At 71.2% G+C, this 16,857-nt stretch carries 11 protein-coding genes and 2 pseudogenes; 7 read left to right on the forward strand and 6 right to left on the reverse strand.

The genetic code is table 11. The features are described 5' to 3' along the window. Nucleotides 1–287 precede the first annotated feature (287 nt). Nucleotides 288–2,558, forward strand: a complete 2,271-nt coding sequence (locus AB5J51_RS40995) for an MMPL family transporter (RefSeq protein WP_078987548.1) — start codon at nt 288–290, stop codon at nt 2,556–2,558. A 141-nt stretch (nt 2,559–2,699) separates the two neighbouring features. Here the strand turns inward: AB5J51_RS40995 and AB5J51_RS41000 are convergent, their stop codons facing one another. The 5 genes from AB5J51_RS41000 to AB5J51_RS41020 form a co-directional block, all read right to left on the reverse strand. Next, the gene (locus AB5J51_RS41000; protein ID WP_136226484.1) at nt 2,700–3,476 is read right to left on the reverse strand and encodes a MerR family transcriptional regulator; all 777 of its coding nucleotides are present in this window, start codon (nt 3,474–3,476) and stop codon (nt 2,700–2,702) included. A 4-nt stretch (nt 3,477–3,480) separates the two neighbouring features. Next, the gene (locus AB5J51_RS41005; RefSeq protein WP_053788219.1) at nt 3,481–4,281 is read right to left on the reverse strand and encodes an alpha/beta fold hydrolase; all 801 of its coding nucleotides are present in this window, start codon (nt 4,279–4,281) and stop codon (nt 3,481–3,483) included. A 170-nt stretch (nt 4,282–4,451) separates the two neighbouring features. Next, nucleotides 4,452–5,219, reverse strand: a complete 768-nt coding sequence (locus tag AB5J51_RS41010) for a thioesterase II family protein (RefSeq protein ID WP_136226485.1) — start codon at nt 5,217–5,219, stop codon at nt 4,452–4,454. 312 nt (nt 5,220–5,531) lie between these two features. Next, nucleotides 5,532–6,317: an ABC transporter permease gene (locus tag AB5J51_RS41015; RefSeq protein ID WP_369780518.1), complete on the reverse strand. Its 786-nt coding sequence runs from the start codon at nt 6,315–6,317 to the stop codon at nt 5,532–5,534. A 58-nt stretch (nt 6,318–6,375) separates the two neighbouring features. Further along, nucleotides 6,376–7,044: a DUF4097 family beta strand repeat-containing protein gene (locus AB5J51_RS41020; protein ID WP_369780519.1), complete on the reverse strand. Its 669-nt coding sequence runs from the start codon at nt 7,042–7,044 to the stop codon at nt 6,376–6,378. Between the two features lie 395 nt (nt 7,045–7,439). On the opposite strand from AB5J51_RS41020, the gene AB5J51_RS41025 reads away from it, so the two are divergent. The 6 genes and pseudogenes from AB5J51_RS41025 to AB5J51_RS41050 all read left to right on the forward strand — a co-directional run bounded on the left by AB5J51_RS41025 (nt 7,440) and on the right by AB5J51_RS41050 (nt 16,619). Then, complete coding sequence (locus AB5J51_RS41025) at nt 7,440–9,053, forward strand: serine/threonine-protein kinase (protein ID WP_369780520.1); 1,614 nt, start codon at nt 7,440–7,442, stop codon at nt 9,051–9,053. 395 nt (nt 9,054–9,448) lie between these two features. Continuing rightward, nucleotides 9,449–10,580: pseudogene (locus tag AB5J51_RS41030) on the forward strand (RNA-guided endonuclease InsQ/TnpB family protein). A gap of 110 nt (nt 10,581–10,690) precedes the next feature. Further along, nucleotides 10,691–11,602, forward strand: a pseudogene (locus tag AB5J51_RS41035) (immunity 49 family protein); the annotation flags it as partial. Then, entirely contained in the window at nt 11,597–12,652 is a 1,056-nt protein-coding gene (locus AB5J51_RS41040) for an ABC transporter substrate-binding protein (RefSeq protein WP_369780712.1), read from the forward strand. The pseudogene AB5J51_RS41035 and the gene AB5J51_RS41040, both read left to right, overlap by 6 nt. A 188-nt stretch (nt 12,653–12,840) precedes the next feature. Then, nucleotides 12,841–13,971 carry a pentapeptide repeat-containing protein gene (locus AB5J51_RS41045; RefSeq protein WP_369780521.1) on the forward strand — a complete coding sequence of 377 codons (1,131 nt, stop codon included), beginning with the start codon at nt 12,841–12,843 and terminating at the stop codon, nt 13,969–13,971. 167 nt (nt 13,972–14,138) lie between these two features. Beyond that, nucleotides 14,139–16,619: a serine hydrolase gene (locus tag AB5J51_RS41050; protein ID WP_369780522.1), complete on the forward strand. Its 2,481-nt coding sequence runs from the start codon at nt 14,139–14,141 to the stop codon at nt 16,617–16,619. A 22-nt stretch (nt 16,620–16,641) separates the two neighbouring features. Here AB5J51_RS41050 and AB5J51_RS41055 read toward each other — a convergent pair whose 3' ends face one another. Further along, a complete protein-coding gene (locus tag AB5J51_RS41055) occupies nt 16,642–16,815 on the reverse strand; it encodes a hypothetical protein (protein ID WP_168724362.1) in 174 nt (57 codons plus the stop codon). Nucleotides 16,816–16,857: the final 42 nt, after the last annotated feature.

The raw sequence follows: 16,857 nt of genomic DNA on the forward strand, positions 1-16,857 counted from the left end.
GCACCCTGACCAGGGGCCGCGGGCGTTCGTGTTGACTGCCCGCCCGTACGCCCGCCTGCCCGCGGGTTGAGCGGGGCTCAAGTGGGCCACCACCGGGCTCCGGTGAACTTCCGACGGGGTTCAGCCCGCGCTGGATCGACCCGTGTGCGTGGTCGCGTACGGCGTTCGTGGCCGAAGCCGGTGTGGTGGCGCGAATCCATCGCTCACAAGAAAACCGCATGAGCGGTTTGTTATTGTCTTCGAGTCCTGCCTCTTTGCTCTGCCGATCCGATGGGAGTCCACTCGCCGTGGCCACCTTCCTTTACAAACTCGGCCGCCTGGCGTTCCGGCGCCGATGGCTGCTGGTCGTCCTGTGGGTGCTGATCTTCGGCGGCGTCGGAGTCGCGGCGTCCTCCGCACCCCCGCCCCCCGCCGACACCTTCTCCATGCCGGGCACCGAATCGCAGAAGGCGTTCGACCTGCTCAAGGAGAAGTTCCCCACGGCCAGCGCCACCGGCGCCAGCGCCCGCGTCGTCGTCCGCGCCCCCCAGGGCGCCAAGATCTCCGACGCGGGCCCGAAGGCCGCCGTCACCGAGCTGCTCGGAAACCTGTCCAAGGCCCCCGAGGTGACCGGCGCGACCGACCCCTACCAGGCCAACACCATCAGCCAGGACGGCACCACCGCCTACGCGGTGGTCACCTACAAGGTGCCCGGCCCCGAGGTGAGCGACGAGGCCCACGACGCCTTCGACGAGATCACCGAGAAGGCCCGGGCCGGCGGACTGACCGTCGAGGCCGGCGGTGACGCCGTCAAGATCAAGGCCGAGATGGGCGGTTCGGGCGAAGGCATCGGCATCCTGGTCTCCGCCATAGTCCTGCTGCTGACCTTCGGCTCGATGATCGCGGCCGGCATGCCGCTCCTGACCGCCACCATCGGCGTCTCCATCGGCATCTCCGGCATCACCGCGCTCGGCAGCACGTTCGGGCTCTCCGCCACCACCTCGACGCTGGCGATGATGCTCGGCCTCGCCGTCGGCATCGACTACGCGCTGTTCATCGTCTCCCGCTACCGCTCGGAGATGGCGGAGGGCCGCGACCGCGAGGAGGCCGCCGGACGCGCCGTCGGCACGGCCGGCTCGGCCGTCGTCTTCGCCGGCCTCACGGTCATCATCGCGCTGGCCGGCCTTTCCGTCGTGAACGTCCCGCTGCTCACCAAGATGGGCCTGGCCGCCTCCGGTACGGTCGCCGTCGCCGTCCTCATCGCGCTGACGCTGGTTCCCGCGCTGCTCGGCTTCGCCCCGTTCAAGGTGCTGCCCCGCCGCGAGCGCCACCTGCACTGGAGCGGGCCGCTGTCGGCCCGCAAGCAGCGCGTGTCCGCCAAGCGGGCCGCCAAGGCCGCCGCGCGCGCCGCGAAGAAGGACCCGAACAAGCCCAACCTCGGCTCCCGCTGGGCCGGCTACGTGCTCCGCAACCCGATCGCCGTCCTGCTCGTCGGCGTCGTGAGCCTGGGTGCGCTCGCGGTGCCCGCCGCCAGCCTGGAGCTCGGCCTGCCGGGCGAGGGCACCATGTCGACGGAGACCACCCAGCGCAAGGCGTACGACATGCTCTCCGAGTCCTTCGGCGCCGGCTTCAACGGCCCGCTGATGGTCACGGTCAGCGCCAAGGACGCCAAGGCCGCCGGAGACACCGTCGGCAAGGCCCTCGCCAAGGTGGACGGCGTGGCCTCGGTCTCCCCGGCCGCTGCCAACGAGGCCGGCGACACCGCCATCCTCAACGTCGTCCCGACCACCGGTCCGGCCGACAAGAAGACCGAGGACCTCGTCCATGACCTCCGCGCCCTCGCGGGCGGCCTGGAGGAGCAGACCTCCGGCGAGGTGCTGATCACCGGCCAGACCGCGATGCTCATCGACTTCTCGAAGACGCTGGACGACGCGTTCGTGCCCTACCTCGGCCTGGTCGTCGGCCTGGCCTTCGTCCTGCTGGTCCTGGTCTTCCGCTCGCTGCTCGTCCCGCTGAAGGCGGCCCTCGGCTTCCTCCTGTCGGTCAGCGCGGCCCTCGGCGCCGTCGTCGCGGTCTTCCAGTGGGGCTGGCTGAAGGACGTCTTCGGCATCGACCAGACCGGCCCGATCATGAGCACCATGCCGATCTTCATGATCGGCATCGTCTTCGGCCTGGCCATGGACTACGAGGTCTTCCTGGTCTCCCGGATGCGCGAGGCCTACGTCCACGGCGCGGGCCCGGACGAGGCCGTGGCCACCGGCTTCCGCTACAGCGGCCGCGTCGTCACCGCCGCGGCGGCCATCATGATCAGCGTGTTCTCCGGCTTCATCCTGGACGCCAACGACATGATCCAGATGATCGGCTTCGGGCTGGCGACGGCCATCCTCTTCGATGCGTTCGTCGTCCGCATGGCGATCGTGCCGGCCCTGTTCGCCCTGCTCGGCAAGGCCGCCTGGTGGCTGCCCCGCTGGCTCGACGCACTCCTGCCGAACATCGACGTGGAGGGCGAGAAGCTCAACCGCATCGTGGCCCGCTCGGTCCCGGTCCCCGAGCGCGAGCTCGCGGACCGCGTCTCCTAGCGGATCCCCGCAAGGGACACGCACCGCGGACTCCCGCCGCGGACCGGCCCCCGTCCGGAACCGTCAGGGAGCCGCACACCCGGCCGGCCCGGTGGCATCAGCCACCGGGCCGGCCGTCGTCTGCGCCGTGGCCCGCGGCCCTCACTGATGCGGGATGTCGACGCCCGCTGCGCGCAGGTTCGTCTCGAGCAGCTCGGTCAGCCGGGCGGCCGCCGGGGCCTGGTCCTCCCGGTGGTGGTTGATGAGCCCGTAGCGGGTGGCGGCGTCGGGCCTGGCCTGGAACTCGGCCGGCATCGACAGCAGTTCGCGGTTGGCCAGCATCTTGGCGGCCAGGGCGGACGCGAGCTCGTCCAGCCGTGCGTCGTCCGGATCCCACGCCTCGGCCTCCTGGCAGAGCTTCATCAGCTCGACGTACTGGGGGTCGCCGAGCTGGCGCTCGAGCTGGGTCAGGAAGCTGTCGAAGAACTCCGGTACCAGGGCACGGGCCAGAATCAGGGCCTCCTGCTGGATGGCCACGTACTCGGCACCGAAGCCGAGCTCCGCGAACCGGTCCAAGGCCGCGCAGGCGCGCTCGGGCAGCAGCAGGCGGTCGCCGGCGGCGAGCCGGTGCAGCACCGCGCGCCGCGCGATCAGCTCCTCGATCCGCTCCGTTAGCCGCCGCTCGACGTCGTCCAGGGCGGAGACGAACTGCTCGGGATCGGCGTCGAGCAGATCCCCGACCTCGGCCAGCGGTACGCCCGCGTCGGCGAGCGTCCGGGCCTGGACCAGCCGCAGCATGTCGGACGACCCGTACCGGCGATAGCCGGAGCGGTCGCGTTCCGGTTCGTCGACCAGGCCGAGCCGGTGGTAGTGGCGCACGGTCTTCACCGTGACGCCGGCGAACGCGGCCGCCTGACCGATCGTGAGTCCGTACACCATCGGCTCAGCGGGCCCGCTGGTCGTGCGCGGCCGCGGTCTCGCGGACGGCCGCGGCGATCGCCCGGAAGTCCCTGGCCAGGATCTTGGAGTGGTTGCTCGCGACCTTCGCGCTCACCTTGACGTTCGGGTTGCGGGCGAGCACGGGATCGAGTGCGGTCCGCATCTTCTCCATCTCCTCCTGGCCCCCGCCGAGGCTGCCCCCGGTGGCGAGGACGTACCGCACCGGGCAGGTCAGGCGGTCGAGCACCGGCTCGATGGCGGCGTTGATCTCGTTGGCCTCGATGTTGATGTCGGCATGCTGGTCGGCGGTCATCCGCGCGGCCAGGCCCAGCGGGCGCACCAGCGGCAGCAGCCACCGCATCCGGCGGAACAGGCGCCGGATCCGCTCACGGCCCTCCTCGCCGGTCAGACCGTACGGAATGCCGCCGTCCACCGGCACGATCCCCACGACCCGGCCCGGATTCCGGTCGGCCCAGTGCGCCGCGAGCGCCGCACCGTACGACCACCCGACGAGCAGCGGCCGCTCCACCCCGGTCGCATCGAGGACGGCATCGAGGTCGCGGACGCACGCCTCGAAGGAGTAGTCCGCCGACCGCTTCGACCGGCCGCGGGCCCGCTCGTCGTACGTGATGTGCCGCCAGCCGGAGTCGAGTTCGGCGATCACGGGCCGCCAGGGCCGGGAGTCGGCGTAGGAGCCGTTCAGATAGACGAGGGGGCGGCCGGGGCCACGGGTATCGGTGACGGCCAGGGCCGTGTCGTCGACAGGGACCATGCCGGTCCAGGGCGAGGAAGTGGAATGGGTCATGCCATCAGCGTCCACCCTGACCCAGGGTCAAGGTCAACCCGGCATATTGAGCCGCACTCCGGGCATCGCGGTGGAACACGAAGACCCCCGGTGTGGTGGTGTCAGGACACCACCACACCGGGGGTCTTCGCCACATCCGGGCACGGCGGCGGCCGGCCGGGAAGGCGGGTTCAGGCAGCGGCGGAGGCGAGCAGTCCCTCGGTGACGGCCGCCGCGACCTCGTCGACCTGGTCGACGAGGTAGAAGTGGCCGCCGGGGTAGACCTTCAGATCGAAGTCACCGGTGGTCTGCTCGCGCCACGTCCCGGCCTCCTGGACCGTCACCATCGGGTCGCTGTCCCCGATCAGGGTGGTGATCGGAGCGGCGAGCGGCTCTCCCCCGCGCCATTCGTACGCGGCGAGGGCCCGGTAGTCGGCTCGCAGCGCCGGCAGTACCAGCTCCAGGACCTCGGGGTTGTCGAGCATCGACTGATCGGTGCCGCCCAGCCTGCGCAGCTCGGCCAGCACGTCGGCGTCCTCGTAGAAGTCGTACTGGGAGCTGGTGCCGGGCTGCGGCGCGCCCCGGCCGGAGAGGAACAGCCGCTGGGGCCCGGGCAGATCGCCCCGGGCGACGAGCAGCCGGGCCGTCTCGAACGCGACGAGCGCGCCCATGCTGTGGCCGAACAGGGCGTACGGCCGTCCGGGGTCCGAGGCCAGCTCGTGGGCCAGCTCCTCGGCCACTGCCTCCACGAGCGGGGCCACGGCCGTGAACGGCTCCTCGTGGTACCGGTCCTGGCGGCCCGGGTACTGCACGGACACCACGTCGAAGTCCGCGGGCAGCGTACGCGCCAGCTGCACGTACGCCGTCGCGGAGCCTCCCGCGTGCGGGAAGCAGAAGAGGCGTGGCCCGTTTCCCGTGGTCGTGGTCGTGGTGAAGCGCCGGAACCACGTGTTGTTCATGGTCGGTGTGTCCCTTCGTCTGTGCCGGCAACACGGCCCCCGCTGATCACACCGACCGAACCGGCGGCGGACAGAGCGAAAGCCCGCCGGTGCCCTCGGGGGATGGGGCGCCGGCGGGCGGTTCGATGCCCCGCGAGGGCTCGCGCCCGTCCGTATCGGAGCTCATGTCCCGAGCATCACGCCCCGTCCTCGACGACCGCTCGCGGTCCGCTGGAGAACCCGTACAGCCGGTGCCGGGAATGCCGCGGGGGCGGCGTGCGCCGGCGGGTGCCGGTGTACGCCGCCCCGGGACGGGTCGGGCTGTCATGGCTGTTACTTGGGATCGCGGTTGAAGGATGCGGTGGACCAGCGGTAGCCGAGTGCGATGAGGGCGATGGACCAGCCGAGGGCGAGCCAGCCGTTGTGGCCGATTTCGGTGCCGAGCAGGAGCCCGCGCAGGGTCTCGATGACGGGCGTGAAGGGCTGGTACTCGGCGATGGGCTGGAACCAGCCCGGCATCGAGTCGATCGGGGTGAACGCGCTGGAGATGAGCGGCAGCAGGATCAGCGGCATCGCGCTGTTGCTGGCGGCCTCGGCGTTGGGGCTGGCCATGCCCATGCCGATGGCGATCCAGGTGAGTGCCAGGGCGAAGAGGGCGAGCAGTCCGAACGCGGCCAGCCATTCCAGGGCCGTGGCGTCGTGGGACCGGAAGCCGATGGCCACGCCGACGATGCCCACGAGGACGACGCTGGCGAGGGATTGCAGGACACCGCCGATGACGTGTCCGATCAGCACGGATCCGCGGTGGATGGCCATCGTGCGGAAGCGGGCGATGATGCCTTCGGACATGTCGGTGGAGACGGATACCGCGGCGCCGACGACGGTGCTGCCGATGGTCATGAGCAGGATGCCGGGGACGATGTAGGCGATGTACTCGTCGCGGCCGCCGCCGCCGAGGCCGCCGCTCATCGCGCCGCCGAAGATGTAGACGAAGAGCAGCAGCAGCATGACCGGCGTCATCAGCAGGTTCAGCGTCAGGGACGGGTAGCGGCGCGCGTGCAGGAGGTTGCGGCGCAGCATCGTGGACGAGTCGCGCACGGCGAGGGAGAGGGAGCTCATCGGACGGACCCCTTCGGCTGGTTCTGGGCGGGGATGCTGGTGTTTTGTCTGCTGCGGGTCAGAGGCTGCGGGCGGTGATGTCGCCGTAGTTGGTGCTGGCGTGGATGTTCAGGCCGGCGACGCCTTCGCTGTTCTGGAGCGAGTTGAGGATCCGGCCGTAGGTGGTGCCGGCGTCCAGGGAGGCGGAGACGCCGCGGGCGGCACCGACCGTGATCTCACCCAGTTCCGTGCGCAGCGTGACCGTGCCGCGGACCGCCTCGGCGATGTGGAGGTCGCCCTTCTGGGTGCTGATCTGCGCGTCCCCGCCCAGGCGGCCGACCGAGACGTCACCCGACATGAGGGTCATACGGGCGCTCGCCGCCTCGTCGATCTTGACCGTGGCCTGCGCGCCCTCGAAGGAGACGTCACCGAGGCGCCCGACGCCCCGGAACTCGCCGCTGGCCAGCTTCGCTTCGATACGGGAGCCGGCGGGCAGCTGGACGGTCAGTTCGATGGAGCCGGAAGAGCCGAGCACCCGGTTCTTGGCCGGTGCGGCCTCGATGCGCAGGACACCGTCGATGTAGGTGGCGGTGGTCTCCTCGGCGGCCTTCACGTCCCGGCTCTTGGAGGCGTCGGCGGGCAGGATCTCGACGGTGGTGTTGTCCCGGTCGGCGGCGATGAACCGGACGCGTCCTGCGGGGATGTCGACGACGGTGGAGCTGGCGGCGGGGGTGTCGAACTTCTGCATGGTGCTCTCCTTCTTCTGCAGCGTGCGCTCCGTCGGCCCGCTGTTTCTGATGATGGAAAAGCTACGTTGCATTCATGGATCCGGCAACAGGTTCGTTGCGCAAAATCAGCATCACCGCAGGTGATAGCCAAGAAATCGTTGCAATGTTCCTGAACCTAACGCAACAAGGAGTGCTTGTTCGTTGCAATGGACTGAGCGTGAATGCGATACTTGGAGACACCACAGATCACGAACGCGCCCTCGGAGCCGACAGCGGCGGCCCCGGTACGCAGTGCACGGTTCATGCCCTGTCCGGCGGCCCGTGCGGTCCGCATCCCGGCCGTTCCCGTCCCCCGCCCGGCGCTTAGGGTGATGTGGATCAACCCATCGGTTGGTCAGGGGATCGGGGGGAACCGATGAACAGCGCGACCGAGGTGTTCCAGCCGCTGCAGGAGGACGATCCGCAGTCGGTGGCCGGCTACCGCCTCGTGGCCCGGCTCGGTGCGGGTGGCATGGGCCGGGTGTACCTCTCGTACACCCGGGGCGGCCGCCCGGTCGCGATCAAGGTGGTGCGGCCCGAGCTGGCCGAGGATCCGGCGTTCCGGCGGCGGTTCCGCCGCGAGGTGGAAGCGGCCAGGCGCGTCCGGGGGGCGTACACCGCCGAGTTGATCGATGCCGAGGCGGACGGGGTGCCGCCCTGGCTCGCCACCCTCTACGTGCCCGGGCCCTCGCTCACGGAGGCCGTCGCCCGGCGCGGACCGCTGCCGGTGCCCGCGGTGCTGTGGCTGGTGGCCGGGGTGGCCGAAGCCCTCCAGGCCATTCACGGTGCCGGCATCGTGCACCGGGACCTGAAGCCCTCGAACGTACTCCTGGCCGCCGACGGGCCCCGTGTCATCGACTTCGGTATTTCGCTGGCGTCCGGCACCACCGCGCACACCGCCACGGGCACCGCCATCGGCACGCCCCAGTACATGGCCCCCGAGCAGGCGTCGGCGGGCGAGGTGACGACAGCAACCGACGTCTTCGCGCTGGGCCAGACGGCGGCGTTCGCCGCGCTGGGCGAGCCGCTGTACGGAGACGGCCCCGCCGTGAGCGTGCTGTTCCGGATCGTGCACTCCGACCCCGATCTCTCCCGGCTGCCGGAGCCGCTGCGTCCGCTGATCGCCCGGTGTCTGGCCGCCGATCCGGAGGAGCGGGCCACCCCGGCGGAGATCGTCGCGTGGTGCCGGCAGCGGCTGGGCGAGGACGCCGACGGGGGCGGCGGCCCGGCCGTCTGGCGGGAGGTGACGGGGCCGGAGGTGATGATTCCGGCGCCGGTCCCGGATCCCACCCCGGTGCACACCCTGCCGCTGGTCGGCCGGCCGACGCCGGCCGAGCCGCAGGAACGGAACCCGCGCAGGCGGCGTACCGCGCTGATCGCGGCCGCGGCGGTGACAGCAGGGGTGCTCGTGCTGACAGGGCTGGCCTGGACGGTCATGGACGCGACGGACAGACAGCGCGACCGGGACGCGGCAGCGGCCGCCTCGGCCGCGGCAGCCCACAAAACACCATCAGGCCCGGCCGGCTCAGCGGCCGCCGACGGGAAGCCGGCCGCTTCCGGGTCCGGATCCGCCTCCGGACCCGGAGGCGCAAGCACGCCCCAGCCACCGAAGCCCGTTCCCCACACCATGCTGATGCTGGAGGAGAAGAACTCCATCAGCCTCAAGGACCCGGTCCGGCACGAGGACCGCACGGGCGACATCCGCCTGACGTGCGCGGAGCAAGAATGCGCCCTGGAGAGCGACTCGAGCCTGATGACCCTGCTGTTCGGAGAGCCGAGCGGCTCCTTCGAGGAGTGCCGGGCACTCACGGCGAACGGCTCCCGGAGAGTCCCGCTGGCCGCGGTGGCGCTCGGCAGCGAGATCTGCGTCAGGAGCCCGTCGGGGGACATCGCGCTGCTCGTGATCCAGGTCAAGTCGACCGTCCACGTGAAGGGCGTACCCAACTTCGTGTCGACGGACATGACGGTCTGGCGGACCCCGGCAGCCTGACGCCTGCTGGTTGGCGAACTCCACCTTGCCGTCGGCGCCCACCGGCACCGTCGCCAGGTCGGCCACGGTCGTGCCGGCCGTCCCGACCGGGGCGGCGAACGCCTCGGGCAGGGCCACGTCCGGTAAGGCGGCGCCCCTCTGATCGTGTCGGAGCATGACAACGACGATCAGCCGCCCGCACGGGAGTTGGCTTCCGCCTCGGCATGCAGGATGTTCCGCCCTACCTCTTTTTGGGCCGTCGAACCCATGGCTATGTTTCGCTCGGCTGAGAACCTGCCGATCCGAAGGGTGGGAGAACCTTGAACTCCCCGAGGGGCCGTCAGCTTGCTGGCGGCCCCTCGCCTGCTGGTAGCGACTTTCGTTCGTTGTCAGTGGTGCCGATTAGGGTGATCGTCGTGACGACGGCAGCAGCAGTGGCAGCGGAGGAGACCGGGCACGCCCAGTACACCTTCCGGCTGCGTGTGTCGTCGACCGCGCTGGGCCGGCTGGATGCCGAGTGGGCGCGGTGTCGTTGGGTGTGGAATGAGTCCGTGGCGGTGTCCCGGAAAGTCCACAAGCTGAACAGGACCGCTGAGCAGAAGATCACGTGTGGTCCGGCGCAGCTCGACAAGATGCTGACCGAGGCCCGCCGTTCGATGGGATGGCTGCGTGAGGGGGCTTCGGTTCCGCAGCAGCAGATCATCCGGGACGTCGCGAAGTCCCGGGCCAAGGCGCTCAAGGACATCAAGGCGAAGCTGCCGATGCGCCAGCGCGTCGGGATGCCCAGGGTGAAGAAGAAGCGGGAAGCCCTGCCGTCGCTGAACTGCACGCAACGCGGGTTCAGGTTGAAGGACAGACGCCTGCACCTGGCCGGCGGGATCGTGCTGACGGTGGTGTGGTCGCGTGACCTGCCCTCTGACCCGAGCAGCGTGCGGGTGTACCGCGACAGCCTCGGACACTGGTACGCGTCGTTCGTCGTGACCGCCGAGGTGCAGCACCTGCCGCAGACCGGCTGGGTGGTCGGCGTGGACTGGGGCGTCAGGGAGACTGCGACGACCACCTGCGACGACCACCTGCGACGCGCACGACCTCCCGCACGCCGGGCACGGGAAGAGTGCCGGGCAGGCGGCGAAGGTGTCCAAGAAGATCGCCCGCTAGCGGCAGGACACCGGCCGCAAGTGGGCCAAGACCTTGGCCCGCGACTTCGACGCCCACGCGGTCGAGGACTTCCGCCCGAAGTTCCTCGCGAAGACCACCACGGCCCGCAAGGCGGCCGACGCGGCGATCTCCGCGGCGAAGACGGCCCTGATCGAGATGGGCCGCAAGCACGGTCGTGCCGTGCACCTGGTACACCCCGCGCACACCACGATGGACTGCGCGCGGTGCGGAGCGAGAGCCAAGCACGCACTACCACTTTCCGAACGAACGTATACGTGCACCGCGTGCGGGGCGGTGTCCCCCAGAGACAAGAACTTCTTCCGCGTGATGCTCGTCCGGGCTGGTCTCAACCCGGCTAGTGCCGATCTTGTAAGACCCGCCACCTGCTAGGTGCCAGGCACAGTGAGCTAGGAATCCCCGTCCCTTTCGGGCGGGAAGGATGTCAAGTAAGGACGCCAGCCGTGCAGGACGAAACACGCCACGAGGTCAGCAGCGAGCGCATGGCCCACGCGCTCGAGGACATCGGCCGGCGGACCCGGCGGCGGTGGTACGACATGCGCTACGACCACGCATCCCCGGCGAGGATCCAGGAGCTGCACGACGAACTCCTCGACCACGTCGCCGCCCGCACCGTGGCGGACCCCGCGCTCGACGAGCCGACGCGCTCGGCACTGCGGACCGCTGCCGAGTGCTCCCTGGGGGTGCTGAGCCTCGGCTGCTTCCCCCACGGCGACCAGGAGATCCTCTTCCCGCTCATCGACGAGACGCTCAGCAGCGAGGACATCGAGTTCGGCGACGTCGTCGAACTCGACCCCGACGGGCAGGCCCCCAACGCCAGGACGTGGCTCGACACGTTCGAAACGTGCATGGTCAGCGGCCTGGTGTGGGAACGGCAGAAGGTGATCGGCCTGCTGTTGCGCAACGACTATGCGCCCGCGATCCACGACGGGGTGCCGCACTCGAAGCTGAACTCGACGTCGGACCCGGCCGATCTCGCGGCGATGGACGCACTGTGCGGCTACCTGGCCAGGGCAGACGGGCACCTGCCACGCAACCGGCCCGCCGTGACCCTGCGCAAGCCGGACGCCGACGAGCGCGCCCGGGCCGCCCGAAGGCTCGACGCAGCCGGCCCGCTGACACAGGACCAGCGTCTGCTTCGGGTACTCCTCGACGACGACCAGCACGCCTTCGAGCGGGCACTCGCGACCCGGCTCATCGAGCACCGGGAGAGCGTGGGCCCCGATCCCGCCCCCCGCACCCTGCTGCCACTCGGCGCTCTCGCCCTGGCCGCCCTTGCCGTCCAGGTGCACGGGTGGGAGCCCGGCGTCCGGTCCGGCTATCTGCCGCACACCATGCTGGGCTCCCCGGATGCGCTGCAGCGAGCAGCGGACGGATCAGCCGTCCGGATCGGCGCTCTCGTACCGCTGACCCGGCCCGGCTGGGCCGAGGCGGGCCGGCACCTGCTCGCCGGACTCGAGCTGGCCGTCCGCGAAGTCAATGACGCCGGCGGGATCCTCGGGCGACCGCTCGAGCTGGTGGTCCGGGACACCGCGGCCGACCCGCAGAGGGCGGCGGCGGCCGTGGACGAACTGGCCGGCCTGGGCGTGGCCGCGTTGGCGGGGGAGTACCACAGCGTCGTCGCCCGCGCCGCTGCCGCCAGGGCCGACGCCCTCGGCCTGCCGTTCCTCTGTTCGTCAGCCGTGCTCGACGAGCTCACCGAACAGCCGACGCACTGGGTCGCGCGCCTCGCCCCGGCGCAGTCCCACGGCTGGCGGATCTACGCAGACTTCCTCCTCGGCGCGGGCCACAGCCGTATCGCCGTGGCAGCACAGCCGAGTGTCTACTGGGCTTCCGGGACCCGCATCCTGCGGGACCACCTCGCTCCACGCGGCGGCACCGTCATCGAACTCGACATGAGCGCGCTCACCCCCGCGGCGCTGTGCGACGAACTCGTCGACCACCGCGCGACAGCGCTCCTCCTCCTGGTCGGCCACCCCGAGCCGGCCGTGCCGATCGTCGAGTCCGTCCGCCACGACCCGCGCCTCGCCGAGATCCTGATCGGTGCCCCGGCCGGACAGCCGGAGTTCGCCGAATGGGCGGCGCTGCTGGGCGCCGACGGCGCCGCGATCCCGTTCCTGCGCTACCTGCCCGAACAGCTCGGTCCCCTCGGTGCACGCGTCGGGGCGGCCCTCCGCGAGCGGCTGGGCGAAGCGCCCTCCTTCGTCGCCTTCGAGGGTTACGACACGGTCGCCGTCCTCGCCGACGTGCTGCGTTCCAGCGGCGCGGACCGGGCGCGCACGGCCGAATCCTGGCCGCGCGTTGCAGTGGAAGGCACCCGCGGCCGGATCCGGTTCTCCCGCACACCGGGCATCAGCGTCTGGCAATGGACTTGGACGCCGGTACAAGTCGCCGACCGGGATCCGGCGGAACCCGACCGCTTCCGAATCCTCCACACCGGCTGAGGGCGCCGCCCTCCCCCCTCGTTTTCAGAGCATGAGGATCCGAGGGACGTCCCGGCCGACCGCGACCAGGTTCTTCGTACTGCGCACGTCCTTCACCCGCCGACCGGCCCCGGCGACGGTGCCGGCCCTCTGGTGCGCGTGCCGGTGGTACGCCACGCTGGCCGCGGGCGGGAAAGGGGGAGGGCGTGATGAGGGCTCTGACTCCGCGCGGTGTCATGCGCTGGCCACTGGTTCTGCATGTCGTCACGGCACTGCTGCTGGCCGGTGCTGCATCCATAACGATCTTGGGGCTGCTGTGGCTGACGCTGGGGGCACCTCGAATACAGGTGGCCGGACCGCTCAAGCCCAGCGACACCTACGACGCCATCAAGATCGCACTGGCTGTCGTGGCCGGAGCCGGCGGCGTAGTGGCACTCGTAGTCGCCTATCGACGCCAGCATCTCAATGAGACCACCGACGCCCGGGAATACGACAAGGCGCTGATCGAACGGTTCGGCGCCGCCGCCGGGCAACTCGGAGCCGACCAGCCGGCTGTACGCATGGCGGGCGCCTACGCGATGGCACGGCTCGCCGATGAATGGCCTCAGGAACGGCAGATGTGCATCGACGTGCTGTGCGGCTACCTGCGCATGCCACACGCACCCGATCCACCCACGGACGACCAGGTGCTCACGACCTGGCGCCGCGAACGGAAGGTTCGTGAGATCGTCCTGCAGCTCATCGGTGCCCACTTACGCGATGAGGCCCCTGAATCCTGGCAGGGCCACGACCTCAACTTCGCCGGCGCCGTCATCGACGTGGCCGACCTCCGTGGTGCCCGTTTCACCGGCGGCGACATCGTCTTCGTGGAGACGGTCTTCGTGGCTCACGGCCGAGACCAGGTCGTCTTCGACGAGGTCGACTTCGCCGAAGGCAGCTGCGTCTACTTCCGGCTGGCCGAATTCCGCAGCGGCTCCGTCCGCTTCAACCGGGCCACCTTCAGCGGCGGCTGGGTCACCTTCGACAGTGCCCGCTTCACAGGCGCACAGGTCAGCTTTCGGGACGCTGCCTTCGCGGCGGGCGAGATCCTCTTCGAGGACACCGACTTCTCCGAAGGGTGCGTGGACTTCGAAGGCGCCACGTTCACCGGCAGCACGGTGAATTTCCGTGAGCACCATCTTCCGTCCGTGTACGTCACGGTGCCGCCCGCCCGTTTCAGTGGCGCCACCGTCGACTTCTCGCAGGCAGCCGACTTCACCCACCCTCCCCGGTTCGGCCTGCAGGCGCTGCCTCCCGGTCTCCGGCTTCCCCCGGGCACCAGCATCTCCGACCTGCCTTGACGAGGCGCCGAAGTATGACCGGACGGTCACAGGATCCGGTTCCGGGAACGGACGGGGTGCGGCGTACATCTAGCCGGTCGGCGAGGCTCCTGCGGGGGCCTCGCCCGACAGTATCGGCAAGAACCGGGCGGCGGCCGACCGGTGGTGAGTGGCAAGGCGGGGCAGGAATGAAGGCGGTAGCGGTGACGGGCGGTTCCCCGGACACCCCGGAGAGTCCGGCGACGGAAGGGACCGGGGCCCCGGTGACGGATCCCGGTACGCAGGACACGCCCCCCGGCACCGGCGGCTCGGAGACCCCGGAGCGTGCAGAGGCCGAAACGCCCGCCGAGGCCGAGGCCGAGGCCGAGGCCGACGGCGCCGCGGAGACCGGGCCCGACGAGGGCGCCCCGGCCGAACCCGAGGCGAACGCAGAAGCCGAGCCGGAGGCTGACGCGGAGCCCGAGTCGAAGGCTGACGCGGAAGCCGAGGCGGAGCAGGAATCCGAGCCGGAGGCTGACGCGGAACCCGACGCGGAACCCGACGCGGAGCCCGAGCCGGAGGCTGACGCCGAGCCGGAGCCGGGGCCGGAGCCCGACGCGGAGCCCGAGGCGGCAGCCGAGCCCGAGGCCGACGCGGAGCCGGAGGCTGACGCCGAGCCGGAGCCCGAGCCCGAGGCTGACGCGGACCCCGAGCCGGAAGCCGAGGCCGAGCAGGCATCCGAGCCGGAAGCCGAGGCCGAGCAGGCATCCGAGGCGGAGGCCGAAGGCAGCTCCGCCGCCGAGCCTGAGGCCGGCGAGACCGCGCCCGAGGCCGAAGCACAGCCCGACACGGAGGCGGAGCCCGACGCGGAGGCCACCGGCGGGCCCGCACCCGAGCCTGACGTGGAGGCCGGCGGCCGGGAGGTAGCCGAGCCCGAGGCGGAGGCCGACGGCCGGGAGGTACCTGAGCCCGAGACCGAGGCCACCGGCGAGGGTGATGGCGGCGGCGGTGCGGCCCAGGACGAGGACGCACCTGACGAGTCGGCCGAGGAAGCCGAAGCGGTCGAGGCCGAAGGGCCCGCAGAGGACGGTCCGGCGGACGACGCGGGCCGCAAGCCCCGGCAGGCGCCGTCCTGGGCTCGGAACGACGCGGCCGAGGCCGACGCGGAGGACCCGGAGCGCACCAGCCAGTTCGTGGCCCTGAAGGAGCTGGACGCCCCGGCGGAGAAGGCCCCTTGGCCGGCAGCCGTACCGCAGAACCGGCGCCCGGCTCCGGCCGCGACCCCGGCCGCGACCCCCGCCCAGGCTCCGGCCGCCGCCCCCGCCCAGGCCCCGGCCGCGGCTCCCGCCGGGGTCGTCGAGCCCACCCGCAAGGTCCCGCTCCCCCCGCAGCCCCCGCTGGACCTGCTGGCCGAGCTCACCAACACCGCGCCCCCACCGGAGACCCCGCGCCGCACCGCCGTCCGGCGCGTGAAGATCTGGACCCCGATCCTGCTGCTCCTGGCCGGCGCGGTCACCGGCGCGCAGCTGCTGCGCCCGCTGCCCGCCCCGCAGATCGTCGCGGCCGAGCAGGCGCACACCCTCGACGGGCAGTTCTCCGTACCGTGGCCCGCCAAGGGCCAGGGGGCCGTACGCGTGCCCGGTTCCGGCGACGTCGGCGCCTTCGGCGAGCAGAAGCCCGTCCCCACGGCGAGCGTCGCCAAGGTGATGACGGCCTACGTGATCCTCAAGGGCCACCCGCTCCGCAAGGGCGAGGCCGGCCCCCAGATCGAGATCGACACGAAGGCAGTGGCGGACGGCACCTCGGAGCACGAGTCCCGGGTCGAGGGGCTCGTCGCCGGTACGAAGTTCAGCCAGCAGGACATGCTGAAGATGCTCATGATCCCGTCGGGCAACAACATCGCCCGGCTGCTGGCGCGCTGGGACGCCGGCACCGACGCCGAGGCGGCCTTCGTCGCGAAGATGAACGCCGCGGCCAAGGAGCTCGGCATGGAGAACACCACGTACACGGATCCCAGCGGTCTGGACGCCGCGACCGTCAGCACGGCCGCCGACCAGCTGAAGCTGGCCGAGGCCGTGATGAAGGACGAGGCGTTCCGTTCGGTGGTCGCGCTGCCGAGCGCCGAGATCAAGGGGCTGTCCACGCCGCTCATCAACAACAACACCCTGCTCTCGGCCAACGGCCTGAGCATCCGCGGCATCAAGACCGGGTCCAGCACCCCCGCGGGCGGCACGCTGATGTGGGCGGCGTACAAGTCGGTCGGTGACGAGACCCCGCTGATCCTCGGCACGCTCATGGACCAGCACGTGGACGGCCCGGACCTCAACGGCGAGAACAGCCTGAAGCTCGTGCTGGCCAACAGCAAGAAGATCATCGAGGCGGTACGGCAGGCGCTCGCCTCGGCTCCCGTGGTCCGCAAGGGCCAGACCGTCGGGCACGTGGACGACGGCCTCGGCGGCCGTACCCCGCTGGTGGCCACGAAGGACCTGAACGTGATCGGCGTTCCGGGCCAGCAGCTGAAGCTCACCCTGCGGCCGGGAGCGTCCGGGACCCCGCACGCCGCGAAGGCGGGAACCGAGGTCGGCGTCCTCACGGCCGGCGACGGGGAGGGCGCGAAGAGCGTCCCGGTGGCGGTCGCAACCGACCTGGCCGAACCCTCCTTCGGCGCCCGCGTCACCCGCCTCCGCTAGGGGGTGCCGGCTCCCGACGTCGTCAGCCGTTGTCCTTCTGCTGGGCGGTGGGGGACGGCTTGCCCTCGCAGCCGCAGCCGCCGCGCTGGACGGTGAAGCGGCGGCGCGGCGCCGGCGCGGCGGCGGGAGCGGCGGATCCGGCGGCGTCGGAAGCGGCGTCGGAAGCGGTGTTGCCCGGGCGGGTGTACTCGGTCATGTCTCCTGCTTTCGGGTGGGTGCGGCGCCGATGCGGCTCCGC

The sequence above is a fragment of the Streptomyces sp. R33 genome (assembly GCF_041200175.1).
In the GTDB taxonomy this organism is placed as follows: domain Bacteria; phylum Actinomycetota; class Actinomycetes; order Streptomycetales; family Streptomycetaceae; genus Streptomyces; species Streptomyces katrae_B.